Source organism: Halopenitus sp. POP-27, assembly GCF_029889855.1.
Classification (GTDB): Archaea; Halobacteriota; Halobacteria; order Halobacteriales; family Haloferacaceae; genus Halopenitus; species Halopenitus malekzadehii.
Genome location: NZ_JARANU010000014.1, coordinates 73152 through 85995, shown reverse-complemented (window position 1 = coordinate 85995; position 12844 = coordinate 73152). Strand labels below are relative to the sequence as shown.

Below are 12844 nucleotides of genomic sequence, written 5' to 3'. Positions count from 1 at the left end.
CCTTTAGCAACACACGGATTTCCGCCGGCTGCGCCTTATGTTAATAAGAGTCTGTCGTGGATGCCCCCGACGCTGACCCCGACGCCGACCCCGACGCTGACCCCGACGTTGACCCCATCGACGACCGGTTCGACGTGCTCACCCTCGATACCGGCGATGCGCCCGACATCGTCGCCCACGCGCCGGACGTGCTCGTTCCCGGCGGATTTCTGGCCGCGTACTCGCCGTTCGTCGAGGGAACGAGCGAGATCGTCAACGCCGCCCGTGCGGCCGGTCTCGAGGACGTCGAGACGCTGGAGACGATCCAACGGGAGATGGACTTCTCCGAGCGCGGCTCACGCCCCTCGACGGCAGGGGTCGGCCACACCGGCTATCTGACGATCGCGCGGCGCCCCTAGACGGGACGGGTGTACAGGTGTGGGGATATACGAGTGTGCAGGTGTGGGTCGTCGATCGGCGCGACGGCGCAGCGATTAGTGGTCGTCCTCGCGCCACTTGTGCTCGCACTCGGTGCAGACGAAAAAGCGCGTCTCCGACTCGTCAGCCGACCGAATCTGTTGCATGTACCAGTAGGCGCTGTCGTTGCCACACTCCGGACAGTGGACCGTCGTGGTCGGGAGACCCTTGTCCTCGGCGTCGCTGACGTCGATGATCTCCGAGGCCTCCTGGCCCTGCGTGGTCACCATCCCCGCCTCCTCCTGTTCGTTGCGGCCCTTCTCGAAGCCACAGGCGGTACATACCCAGTGGTCTTCGCCCTCGCCGGCTTTCATCATCGAACCGCACTCGTCGCAAAACTCCATACCCGGTGAATGCCACGTCACGATATATAAACGACGGGATCGAACCGGTCGACCGTCTCGCGTCGGTCGGCGTCGACGTTCCGGCCCGACCGCCGACGCGTCGTTCAGAAGGCCCTTCAACTCGACCGTCGAACGCCTCGACGGATGGGACTGATCGGACGGCTGGTCGCGCCGATCGTCGGTGGCGACAGACGAGTGATCGTGTTGGGATCGGCCCGGATGGTCGGGGCGATCGGTAACTCGTTTCTGATCGTCGTCCTCCCGCTGTACATCGCCAGCGGCGTCGTCAATCTTGAGGGGCTGCTCGGCGGACAGATCGGGGTCGGTCCGGCGTCGGTTCCGGTCACGGAGCCCCTACTCATTGGGTTCGTGCTCTCGCTGTTCGGGTTCCTCAACAGCTTGTCCCAGCCGTGGACGGGACGGCTGTCCGACCGCGCCGGAGCGCGTCGCCCGTTCATCCTGGCGGGGATCGCGCTGTTGGGGACCGCAAGCGGACTGTACGTCTTCGCCACGGACTACTGGACGCTCGTCGTGCTGCGGGCGGCACAGGGCCTGGGCGCGGCGCTGACGATTCCGGCGGTCGTCGCGCTCGTGAACGAGTACGCCGCCGGCGCGGACGAACGCGGGGAGAACTTCGGCGTGTTCAACACGTTCCGGCTGTTCGGGTACGGATTCGGCCCGATCCTCGCCGGCGTCGTGGTCGAGGGCGGCCCCTACGACCTGTCGGGACTCGGGATCGAGACCGTTCTGGGACGACCGGCGGTGATCGACGGCTTCGACGCCGCGTTCCTCGCGGCCTGTGCGGGCGCGTACCTCTCGTTCGCGCTCGTGTACTGGCTGGTTCACGACACCGAGGAGTCGGCGAAAGCGAGCGACACGGACGTTTCGATCCGCGTGTTCGGGGACGATCGACTTCTCGATCCGGTGTTCGCGCTCGGACTGGCGACCGTCGCGATGGGCATCTGCGTTGCACTCTTTGCCACGTTACAGAACCAGATCAACCTCCGGCTCGACCAGGCGCCGATCTGGTTCGGGGTCCAGTTTGCGGCCGTGACGATCGCGAACGTCGTCTTTCAAGTCCCGGTCGGGCGTGCAGCCGACCGACTCGGCCGGCGACCGTTCCTCCTCGCGGGATTCGTGCTGCTCGTGCCGTCGACGCTGCTGCAAGGAGTCGTCACGACGCCCACGACGATGCTTGCCGTTCGGCTCCTGCAGGGGATCGCCGTCGCGTTCGCGTTCCCGCCGTCGCTGGCGATCGCCGGCGACATCGCCTCGGAGGGGGAGTCCGGGTCGACGCTGTCGGTACTCACGATGGGGTTCGGACTGGGGGTCGCGATCGGTCCGTTGACCTCCGGATTCCTCGTCGAATACGGCTTCATCGTTCCGTTCGCGGTCGGAGCGGCGCTGGCGGTGGGGGCCCTCCTCGCCGTAGTGACGCAGGTCGAGGAGACGCTCGGGGTGAGCGCGTGAGTGCAGACGGATCGGCACGAAACGGGACCCGATAGATCCGTCGATGTTCGCACACCCGTCGGGCAGTCCCGTCCGGTCGGGCAGTCCCGTCCGGTCAGGCGGTCCGCTGCGGCTTGAGCCCCGAGATGTACTCGGTCAGATCGGTCGTGGAGACGACGCCGATCACGTTGCCCTCGTCGTCGATGACCGGGAGGTGATGGATCCCTTCGGCGATCATCACGTCGGCGACGTCGGTGATCGCGTCCTGTGCGCTGGCGGTCGTGACGGCGGTGCTCATGTATCGCTCCACGGTCGTCTTGGCTTTCGGCTTGCTGGCGGCGACGATGTGGACGAAGTCCGTCGTCGTCAGGATGCCCTCGAGCCGACCGTCATCGTCGACGACGATGAGCGATCCGATGTCGTTCTCGAGCAACAGCGAGGCGGCCTCCTCGACGAAGGTGTCCGGATGTACGGTGATCGCCTCGCTCGTCATGACGCGTCCAACGAGAATGTCGTCCATACACCGTCGTGTGGTAGCACACCGAATAAGGCTGTCGACACCGGCCGTCTCCGGCCGGGATTCGGAACGTCCTTACTCGCGGACGGGATAGCCGGCGGTATGAGTCTCACCGACGAGGAGCGGGACCGACTCGCCGACGTGGTCCGGCTGCAGCCGACGAAGAACGCCGAGCTGCAGTCGGCGTGGGAGCTGGACTCCGGCAGCGAGGTCCACGGCTACCTCGAGTCCCACCTGAAGGAGTACTACTTCCGGGACGACAACAGCCTCATCCGTGCGACCGAGGAGGCGGCCGACCTGGTCGACGTCGAACCCGGGATCGAGGCCGGCGGTGCGGACGGGAACGGCGACGGTATCCCGAGCGTGATCCGGGTTCCGGAGCTGCAGGCGCGCGTGTTCGCGGTCGTCCCGGGGCCGGACGAGCGGTCCGAATCGGTCGTGAGCGTCCTCAACGGACTTCGATCGGAGTTCGACGTCGATCCCGACGTGGACGACGTCCGGGCGGCGCTACAGAGCCTTCGTCGAAAGAACGTCGTCGACGTGGTCTATCGAACGGTCCCCACGTTTCGGCGTGCCGTCGAGCGCGACGCGGTCGACGTCGAGATCGCCGAGTAACGGTCGAGTGATCGGTCAGCTCGTAGCGATCGACGAGTGACGGTTCAGAGATCGACCTTGGTCCCCACGCCCAGCCGCCGTGCCTCCTCGTAGACGTGCGTCGCAGCGGCGGCATCGAGCACCGCGCTGCCGACCGATTCGACGACGATGACGTCCGTCGGGGACTCCCGACCGACGTCCCCCGCGAGCGCGGCCGAAAGCGGGATCAGGTCCTCGGCAGTCACGTCGTCCGGGATGTCGCCCGTCTCCGCGGCCTCCTCGGGAACGTCGCCGAACAGCAGCTCGGCGCGACGGATCGTGTCGGCGTCGAGCTCGCGCATCGAGTCGTCGTAGGCCCCGATCGCGACCACGAGCGTGCCGGGGTCGAGGTCGCTCCCGTCGAAGACCGGCTCCCGTGCGGGCGTGGCGGTGACCACGATCGTCGCACCCGAAACCGCCTCGCGGGGCGCGTCGACGGCCGTCGCGTCGATCCCCTCCGCACGAAGCGCGCTCGCACACTCGAACCGGGAGTCGCTCGGCGAGTAGATGCGGGCGCGGTCGAGATCGATCGCGGCGTCGATGGCCCGGACCTGCCAGCGTGCCTGCTGGCCGGCGCCGATCACGCCGAGCGTTGCCGGACCGTCAGTCGCGAGCGCACGGGCGGCGACGCCGCCGATACACCCCGTTCGGGCGTTCGTGATTCGGGATCCGGCAAGGGTGGCGGCCGGTACCCCGGTCGCCGCGTCGGTGAGCGCGATCGTGGCGTTGAGCGTGTCGAGCCCGCGTTCGGGGTTCCCCTCGTGGACCGCCGCGAGCTTCGTGGCATAGGTCTCCGCCCCGTGGACGTACGCTGGCATCACGAGGGCCGTCCCGAACGGTCCCTGGACGGAATCGGGACGTTCCGCGTCGTCGGATCCTGGGTCGGTTGGTGCCGGTAGCGTCAATCCCTCCCCGACCGGGAAGTGCGGACGATCGGGACGTTCGACCTCGCCGCGGCCCTGTTTCCGGAACGCCTCATCGACCACCGCAAGCAGCGTCTCGATGTCGAGGACGCTCGCGACGTCGTCGTCGGAGAGGATGCGCATCTCGTCCCACGAGACGCGGTCTCGTTCCTAAACCGTTTCGACGACCTGGACGGACCGTCCCGTGTCGAAACACGGATCCAGCCGAGCCGGACCGACCGAGCCGGAACAACCGGCGGTCACAGGCCGAGCCGGAACAGCCGACGGTCACAGGCCGAGCCGGAACAGCCGGTTGGCCGTCAATGCGGTCGTCCCGATCGCCATCACGAGTGCCAGCAGCCCGAACGCGACGGTCCAATCCGCAACGTCGGCGACGGTGCCGACGAGGACGCTCCCGGAGGCGCCAAGCACCATATAGACGGTGCGAACGAGCCCGAATCCCGCGCCGCGCTCGGCGTCGCCGAGGAGGTCCATAAACCGGGATTGGACCGGCGCTCCCCACGACATCGCGACGCCGACGCCGGCCGTGGCTGCCGCGAGGGCGATCGTTCCCAGGTCCGCGATCGCGGCGTAGACGAGGCCGCCATAGCTAAAAATGCCGATTCCCATCGTCAGCGTTGCGACGGCGTCCCGGCCGACGCGGTCGGATATCGAACCGAGAACCGGTTGGATGCCGCCGTGCACCAGAAAGTACAGCGAGAACAGGAGGCTCGCGGTCGCCGTCGACAGCCCCGCTGCATCCGTGAGAAACGTCGGGAGGAACGACGCGGTCGACTGCCACGCGAACGCCCCGAGCATCGCGAGGCCGGTCGTGTAGGCCATCGGCGGACGCGAGACGAGCTCCACCAGCGGTCCGAGCGCGAACCGCTCCGCGATCGCCTGATCCGGCCGGAGCGGCTCGGTCGGACGAACCCGCCACGCAAACAGGACGAACACGGGAACAGCCACCAGAACGCCCAGCAGAACTGCCGCTCGCCAGCCGTACCGAGCCCCGACGAGTGCGGCTGCCGGCGGCGCGAGCAGACCCGCGGCCGGTCCGCCGGAGACGTGGATCCCGATCGCGCGCCCGATACTGTCGAACTCGCGGGCGAGCAACGTCGTCGCGACCGAGTAGTGGAGTCCGGCACCGGCGCCGAGCAGAACCGTGAACGCGAGGAACGCCCAGATCGAGGGAGACAGCGCCACGAGCAGCGCCGCGACCGCCGTGGCGCCGATCGCGACGAGGATGATCCGGCGCTCGCCGTACCGTTCGCCGAGCACGCCGGAGGGGAACTGGGTGAGCGCGTAGGCCGCCCACATTCCCGAGAGCGCGAGCCCGACGGTCCCGTAGGAGACTCCGAAATCGTCGGCAACGAGCGGAACGACCGGGCTGATCGCCAGCCGGGCGACCATCGTCGCGCTGAACGCGAGGGTACACAGCCCGAGTACCGTGTACGCGTATCGCCGCGTCATCGGTCCGACACCCTCTCGATCGCCGGCATCACTCGATCACGAACCGCTTCGGATAGTCGGTGATGACCTCACACCCGTCCGTCGTCACGACCACGAGGTCCTCGACCCGGATGCCCCCGACGTCGGGGTCGTACAGTCCGGGTTCGATCGTGACGACGTTCCCCGGCTCGAGCTCGCCGGCCCCCATCGAGAGCCGCGGCGGCTCGTGGACCGCCAGCCCGACGCCGTGGCCGGTCGAGTGGATGTATCCGGTGTCGGTGTCCGGATCGCTTCGCAGCGTCGGGTAGCCGGCGTCTTCATACACCTCACAGGCCGCGACGTGGACGTCCTCGCCGGTCGCGCCGGGTTCGACGGCGTCGATGGCCGCGTCCAGCGCCGACACGGTGAGGTCATAGCGCTCGCGGAGGGCGTCCCCGGGCTCGCCGACGACGAACGTTCGCGTCATATCCGCGAAGTACTTCGTGTCGGTGTCCCGCGGAAAGACGTCGATGACGATGGCGTCGCCGGCGTTCAGGGGTCCGGATCCGCGGTCGTGCGGGTCAGCCGCCTGTGCACCGCCGGCGACGATCGTCTCCTCGGAGGCGCAGCCGTGTCGCAACAGGGTCACCTCGATCTCCTCACGAACCCGTTCGCTCGTCAGGACATCGCCCCCGTGAACCAGCGTCCCGTCCTCGACCGCGGCCTCACTGAGCAGGGACTCCGCGGCCGCCATCGCGGATTCGGTCGCCCGCTGTGCGGTCCGGATCCGGTCCACCTCATCGTCGGACTTGACGGCCCGAAGTGACGCGACGGCGTCCTCGTGGTCGACCGCGACCGTGATCCCACGATCGCGGAGACCGTCCGCGGTTCCGACGGGGGCACGGTCCGGCATCAACACCGACTCGACGCCGACGTCGGCCAGGAAGTCGGCGTACATGTCGAGCCGCCGTTCACGACCGCCGTACTGGAAATCGTACTCGGCGTGTCGGCGGACGGTGTCGGCGCGCGACTCGCGTTTGGCGCGTGCGTACTCGAGCCCGGACACCAGCAGGTGGACGCCGCCGTCGGCGTACAGCGTGAGAAACGGGTCCGGTCCGGTAAAGCCCGAGAGATACAGCTGGGTGGGGTCCTCCCAGTCGGCGTCGATCAGATACCCATCCACGTCACGTCCCGCGATCGTCTCCGCAAGCGCCGGCATATCCCGAGTCATACGGATCGCTGCGGCGGCGTCGCCTATAGTGGTTGGCTTCCGGACAGCGTTAGCCCGTGGACATCCCCGATCGTCATCGGTCACGCGGCACCAGATCGCGGCCCCACCGGTGGCGTCCGATCGTCGCCTTTACAGCGAAACCATTATATGTTACCATCCGTCGGATCGTCTCGTTCAGTGAGATCCACACCGATATGGATCGAATGACAGATAGGGACCGTCTACTATCAATTTTCTATTTGTATATATATGGAATATATAAATACATTTATACGTGCTTGGGCCCTATACTATAGTGAGGACGACGAAGTCGAGACGCATCTCTCGGATCCGACATCAGGCGGATCCGTTCGATCCGAGCGGCCACCGCCCCTGATCCCAGCAAATGAGCAATCACCCCATCACACACCCCGACGAACACGTTGATGAGCACGAGACAGCGGAGAAGACACACAAGAGCGACGAGGAAGCACACGACGAGGAAACACACGACGAGACACACGAAGTCGACGAGGAGCTCCGGTGCCCCGAATGCGGTGGTCAGCTGACGACCGACACCGAACACGGCGAGACGGTCTGTGCCGATTGCGGGCTCGTCGTCGAGGAGGACGAGATCGATCGCGGGCCCGAATGGCGCGCCTTCGACGCCAGCGAGAAGGACTCGAAGTCCCGCGTTGGCGCCCCCACGACCGAGATGATGCACGACAAGGGGCTCTCGACGAACATCGGCTGGCAGGACAAGGACGCCTACGGGCGGTCGCTGTCGAGCCGGCAGCGCGAGAAGATGCAGCGGCTCCGGACCTGGAACGAGCGCTTCCGCACCCGCGACTCCAAGGAGCGCAACCTCAAGCAGGCGCTCGGCGAGATCGACCGGATGGCCTCCGCGCTCGGCCTCCCCGAGAACGTCCGTGAGACCGCCTCCGTCATCTACCGGCGCGCGCTCGACGAGGACCTCCTTCCGGGTCGCTCGATCGAGGGCGTCGCGACCGCCGCCCTCTATGCGGCCGCTCGACAGGCGGGAACGCCGCGATCGCTCGACGAGATCACGGGCGTGTCACGCGTCGAGAAGGACGAGATCGCCCGGACGTACCGCTACGTCGTCCGCGAGCTCAAACTCGAGATCCAACCGGCCGATCCGGAGAGCTACGTCCCCCGGTTCGCCTCCGATCTCGGCCTCTCCGACGAGGCAGAAATGCGGGCCCGGCAGCTGTTGGAGACCGCCAAGGACCAGGGCGTTCACTCCGGAAAATCCCCGGTCGGCCTCGCCGCAGCCGCCGTCTACGCCGCCTCCCTGCTCACCAACGAGAAGGTCACCCAAAGCGAGGTGAGCGAGGTCGCGAACATCTCCGAGGTGACGATCCGCAATCGCTATCACGAGCTGCTCGACGCCGAGGAAGGGATCGCGACGCCGTGAACCGCCTTATTCAGCCGTAGATCGCGGCTCCACCGTCGGTGTCGATCGGCGTTCTTCTTATTCCGTGTCCCGAGACGGGTGGTATGGAGACTACTCGCCACTTCACCGCGACCGCGTACATCGTCAACGACGGCGCCACCGCCCTCCACGACCACGAGCGACTCGGCATCCGCGTGCCACCGGGGGGACACATCGACCGCGACGAGCTCCCGCACGAGGCCGCGATCCGGGAGGTGTACGAGGAGACCGGCCTCGAAGCGGAGCTCGTCGCCGATCGGGCCGGGATCGAGGGCCCGAACGGCCGGAGTCTGCCCCAACCGGCACACCTCCTGCTGTACGACATCAACGTCGACGACGCGGGGCGGGTCGGCCACCAACACGTCGACCATCTCTACTTCGCACGTGTGCCTTCGCGGGCGATCGACCCGGCAGGATCGGAGGAGGTCGATCCCGACGACTGGCACTGGTACACCCCCGCCGATCTGCGGACGAGCGACCTCGATGCGGACGTGATCGATCTCGGCCGTGAGGCGATCGAGCGGGTTTCGAAGTCGCCGGGCGAGTCCGGCGGACGCTGAAGTCGGGAAGGAACGTCTGACGGCCGGCATTCGCTCCGGAAAGTATTTGCGTCGCCTCCGGCGAGTTACCCCCAAATGGATGCCGATCGCACCGACCTCGTGACCGAGTGGGAGGCGGAGTCCGTCTCCGACGGGTTCGCCGGGCTGGCCCGGCTCGCCGATCGCGGCTTCTCGGGCGTGGTGACCGATGCGGCCGTTCGGATCTACCTGTTGAACGGCCGCATCGTCGGCGTCACCGGCGGATCCCTGTCGGCGTTCGAGGACGCCTCGGGAACCGCCTATACCGCTCCCGACGAGTCGCTACCGCTGCTGTTCGCGATGCAGACCCGCGGCGGCGAGCAGAAGGCACAGTATTACACCAACGACACCCCGATCTCCGAGGCCGATCGAACGCTCTCGGAGTCCAACTTCACCGGCTACATCGAACTTTCCGAGAACGTGCTGTCCGGCGATTACTACGTCGCGTACTACGGCGGCGAGTCGTTCCCGGTCGCGTTCATCGGCAACGCCGAACAGCTGAAGACCGGGACGGAGGCTTTCGAGCTGGCCGACGACGAGGTGGGCATCTACAGGGTTCACGAGGTCGATCTTGAGGTCCAGGACGTCCCGGAGCCTGCAGCGGCCGCGGGGTCGGCGGTCTCGGGCCGGGGATCGTTCGCGGAGACGACCTCCGAGAGCGAGACGTTCCCCACGGAGGAGGGCCCCCTGGAGGGCGGGACACCCTCCAAGAGCGGAACGACCGACACAGCGGGATCGAGCGAGATGGCGGACTCCGCGGACGCTACGGAACCCGCGGACGCTACAGAGCCCGCGGACGCTACAGAGCCCGCGGACGCCACGGAACCGACCGAGACCGACGATACGGCCGAGGTGACGGACACGTCCGATGGTGCGGTGACGATGGGTAAACACGGGGAGCCGGGGAGCGGGTCGAACGGAAGCCACCCCGACGAGAGCCACTCCGATGGGAGTCAGTCCGACGGGAGACCACCCACCGAAACTTCGGGAGCCGGGGGCGCCGCCGCGACCGGCGCCACGGCCGACGACGACTCGACGGCGCCCTCGCCATCACCCGGTGAGCCGGACCGTGACGACGCCGAGACGGGAACTGGAGCCGACGAAGCCTCGGCCGGTTCGCGATCGGAGCCCGACCCACGGCCACGTCGTGATCGAGGGTCGACGGAGACACGCAACGCAGCGAAAGGTGGTGAGACGGCGACGCCCCCCGACGCAACGCATACCGGTGAGACGACGGCAACGGACGCTGACGCCCGTCAGCACGGGAACGAGGCCCGGCAGGGAGAGAACCCCCAGCACCAGGGAAAACCACCCCAGCGCCAGGGAGAGAACCCCCAGCACCAGGGTGACGCCCCGGCAACGTCCGAGAACGTCTTCTCCCAGGAGGCCGAGTGGCGGGAGGCGAAGTCGATCCCGTCGATCGACCCCTCGGAAACGCGGGCGAACCGACGGCCGCCGGAGGCCGACGACGCGGCGCCGAACGAGGCGGCCGCATCGGGGAGTGCTCGCTCCGGAACGGACCGGCGGGAGCCACGATCGACGGACGACGCAGCCGGCACACAGCGGTCGGCAACGACCCGGCGATCCGCGGCGGACACCGACTCGAAGGCGGCGGCAGCACGGGACCAACGCAGGTCGGCCTCCGGGACAGGTTCCGGAACGGAACCTCGTGGGGCGGCTGCGGGCGACCTCCGGAACCGGGTCGAACGGCTCGAGAACGAACTCGCGAAGGCGACCGATCAGCGGGACCAACTCGAGGCGGACCGCGATCGGCTCGAGGCCGAACGGGACGAACTCGCCGCCGAACGCGACGACATCGCTGCCGAGCGGGACGAGATCGCCACCGAGGCGGAGCGGCTCCAGGAACGGGTCGAGGAACTCGAGTCGACGCTGGATCGCGTTCGCGGAGAGCTCGAGGAGGCCCGTGCACAGCTGCCGGAGGGTGATCGCGTGCTGTCGCCCGCGGACGCGCTGGCCGGTACCAACCTGTTCGTCCGGTACGACTCCAAGGGCGGGGCCACGCTCGAGAAGGCCCACAACGGCTCGGTCGAGCGCGAGGAGCTCGTCGACAACCTGCGGATCGAACACCACACGAGCTTCGAGGACGAACGCGTCGTGGTGAACGGCCAGCCGTATCGGGAGTTCCTCGTCGAGACGATGGAGTTCGGCTTCACGAACTGGGTCGTCACCGAGTTGCTGTTCGAGATCCGAGACACGGGGAACGTCAGCGGGCTGCAGGACCTCTATGATGCGATCCCGCGAATCGACCGCGCCGAGATCGGCGGGTCGGTGTCACTCACCTACGAATCCGAGGGCGAGGAACACCGCGAACAGCAGACGTTCGACCTGGTGTTGCGCGACCGGATGGGGAATCCACTCGTCGTCGCCGACCTCAACGACGGCCGGGACCCGACTCCCGAGGGAACCCTCGAGGGGCTCGTGGAGACGGGCTCACAGCTTGCCGAGGGCACCGACGAGTTCACCGCGGGCGTCGCGGTCACCTCGAGCTTCTTCGACCCCGGCGCCCTGGAAGCGGCCGAGGATGCGACCGGCGGAGGCCTGTTGAGCCGGTCGAAAAAGCGGAACTTCGTGAAGGTCGCGCGAAAGCGGGGGTTCCATCTCTGTCTGGCGGAGTCCCGCGAGCACGGGTTCCACCTCACCGTACCGGAGCTGTGAGGACGGCCCCGTCGTAGCGGATCGGATTCCCGACACCGATGCGGACAAAACGGTGATCGTGACGGTCTCGCGGCGCTTACGGGACGATCGAAGAAGCAAGCAGCGGTCAGGTCTCCCGAGTGTCGATCAGTTTTCGAGTTCGGCGGCGGAGTCGATGCGCATCTCGGCGAGCTTGTCGCCGATCTCGTCGAGTTTGTCGTCGAGTTCGTCGACGAACTCCTGCGTGCGTTCGGTGGTGATCGCGCCCTGGCTGGACGGCTCGATGAGGTTCTCCTCCTCGAGGACGCGAAGCGAGTACCGAACCTTGTGGTGGGGGTATCCGGTCTCGTTCGACATCTTGACGATGCCGATGGGTTCGTTCTCGATCACCATCTTCAGCACCTGTAGGTGCCGTTCCAACATATCGACTTCCTTCTCCAGTCGGTCTATCATGGCATATGTTAACTTGTCATCCCGGGGTTTAAAAGTTGCTGTCCGCGACGCAAGAACTGCCAATGGATGTGAACGTACCCCACTCAGTGGCTTAACCGTTCGGATCGGGCACGAGTACGGTGATCGATCGGGTGAGACCACACGATATTCCTACTCGACCACGGAGCCGGCTCCACGCCCGGGAACGGTGGTCAACGCGTCCTCCAGAACGCGGAGCGCGTCCACGCTCGCGGACCGATCGACGACGAGGAGGGCGGCCTCGCCGCCGGCCGCACACGTACGAACCTCGATCCCGGCGATCCGCAACCGGTCGATGGCGTGGCCGAGCACGCCGGGATCCACCGATCCGGTCACACGTAGCGCCGTCCGGTTGCCGCCGGGAACGACCGCAACGTCGCCGACGATCGCAAGAGGGTGCGTGTTCTCATCCCGTCCGCACTCCCCGTCTTCATCTCCGCGTCCGTCTTCATCTCCGCTTCCGTCTCCGTCCACGACGGCGGCGCGATCGACGACGTCCACGCCGCTCCGCATCGACACGCTAGCACCGACGTCGGCGTGGTCGACGTCCTCGAAATTCCCCCCGAATCGCCGGATTGCGGTGGCAACTGCATTGGGATCCCCCTCGAGATCGGGGTCGTGGTCGAGGAGCCACTCGGCGGCCGCGGCGTGGTTGAGCACCCCCGCCCGCAGCGAGTCGTGCAGGAACGGGTGGGCACGAACCGCTGCCCGGGTATCGGCTGCAAGCGACATATACGGTGGTACC

At 67.1% G+C, this 12844-nt stretch carries 12 protein-coding genes and 1 pseudogene; 6 read left to right on the top strand and 7 right to left on the bottom strand.

The features are described 5' to 3' along the window. Positions 1 to 128 precede the first annotated feature (128 nt). A pseudogene (locus tag OQF70_RS09925) lies at positions 129 to 398 on the top strand (SAM-dependent methyltransferase); the annotation flags it as partial. A gap of 75 nt (positions 399 to 473) precedes the next feature. On the opposite strand, the gene OQF70_RS09920 reads toward OQF70_RS09925, so the two are convergent. Further along, a complete protein-coding gene (locus OQF70_RS09920; protein ID WP_280537326.1) occupies positions 474 to 800 on the bottom strand; it encodes a transcription factor S in 327 nt (108 codons plus the stop codon). Between the two features lie 144 nt (positions 801 to 944). Between OQF70_RS09920 and OQF70_RS09915 the strand changes: the two genes are divergently transcribed. Continuing rightward, the gene (locus OQF70_RS09915; RefSeq protein ID WP_280537325.1) at positions 945 to 2270 is read left to right on the top strand and encodes an MFS transporter; all 1326 of its coding nucleotides are present in this window, start codon (positions 945 to 947) and stop codon (positions 2268 to 2270) included. Between the two features lie 94 nt (positions 2271 to 2364). Here OQF70_RS09915 and OQF70_RS09910 read toward each other — a convergent pair whose 3' ends face one another. Further along, on the bottom strand, positions 2365 to 2769 hold the full coding sequence (locus OQF70_RS09910) for a CBS domain-containing protein (protein WP_280537324.1): 405 nt from the start codon (positions 2767 to 2769) through the stop codon (positions 2365 to 2367). 99 nt (positions 2770 to 2868) lie between these two features. Here OQF70_RS09910 and OQF70_RS09905 point away from each other — a divergent pair, with 99 nt between their 5' ends. Next, complete coding sequence (locus OQF70_RS09905; RefSeq protein ID WP_280537323.1) at positions 2869 to 3381, top strand: DUF5797 family protein; 513 nt, start codon at positions 2869 to 2871, stop codon at positions 3379 to 3381. A gap of 44 nt (positions 3382 to 3425) precedes the next feature. On the opposite strand, the gene OQF70_RS09900 is transcribed toward OQF70_RS09905, so the two are convergent. From OQF70_RS09900 to OQF70_RS09890, 3 genes are all read right to left on the bottom strand, one after another. Further along, positions 3426 to 4445, bottom strand: a complete 1020-nt coding sequence (locus tag OQF70_RS09900) for an ornithine cyclodeaminase family protein (RefSeq protein WP_280537322.1) — start codon at positions 4443 to 4445, stop codon at positions 3426 to 3428. Positions 4446 to 4589: 144 nt separating this feature from the next. Beyond that, positions 4590 to 5774 (bottom strand): MFS transporter, encoded by a 1185-nt coding sequence (locus OQF70_RS09895; protein ID WP_280537320.1) that lies wholly within the window; start codon positions 5772 to 5774, stop codon positions 4590 to 4592. Positions 5775 to 5802: 28 nt separating this feature from the next. Then, positions 5803 to 6963 (bottom strand): Xaa-Pro peptidase family protein, encoded by a 1161-nt coding sequence (locus OQF70_RS09890; protein ID WP_280537319.1) that lies wholly within the window; start codon positions 6961 to 6963, stop codon positions 5803 to 5805. Positions 6964 to 7348: 385 nt separating this feature from the next. Here OQF70_RS09890 and OQF70_RS09885 point away from each other — a divergent pair, with 385 nt between their 5' ends. The 3 genes from OQF70_RS09885 to OQF70_RS09875 all read left to right on the top strand — a co-directional run bounded on the left by OQF70_RS09885 (position 7349) and on the right by OQF70_RS09875 (position 11649). Then, positions 7349 to 8377 (top strand): transcription initiation factor IIB, encoded by a 1029-nt coding sequence (locus OQF70_RS09885; RefSeq protein WP_280537318.1) that lies wholly within the window; start codon positions 7349 to 7351, stop codon positions 8375 to 8377. 83 nt (positions 8378 to 8460) lie between these two features. After that, positions 8461 to 8955 (top strand): NUDIX domain-containing protein, encoded by a 495-nt coding sequence (locus OQF70_RS09880; RefSeq protein ID WP_280537317.1) that lies wholly within the window; start codon positions 8461 to 8463, stop codon positions 8953 to 8955. 75 nt (positions 8956 to 9030) lie between these two features. Continuing rightward, complete coding sequence (locus OQF70_RS09875) at positions 9031 to 11649, top strand: hypothetical protein (protein ID WP_280537316.1); 2619 nt, start codon at positions 9031 to 9033, stop codon at positions 11647 to 11649. Positions 11650 to 11775: 126 nt separating this feature from the next. Here the strand turns inward: OQF70_RS09875 and OQF70_RS09870 are convergent, their stop codons facing one another. Then, positions 11776 to 12081 carry a hypothetical protein gene (locus tag OQF70_RS09870; RefSeq protein WP_092814288.1) on the bottom strand — a complete coding sequence of 102 codons (306 nt, stop codon included), beginning with the start codon at positions 12079 to 12081 and terminating at the stop codon, positions 11776 to 11778. A 150-nt stretch (positions 12082 to 12231) separates the two neighbouring features. Next, positions 12232 to 12831 carry a hypothetical protein gene (locus tag OQF70_RS09865; RefSeq protein ID WP_280537314.1) on the bottom strand — a complete coding sequence of 200 codons (600 nt, stop codon included), beginning with the start codon at positions 12829 to 12831 and terminating at the stop codon, positions 12232 to 12234. Positions 12832 to 12844 lie beyond the last annotated feature (13 nt).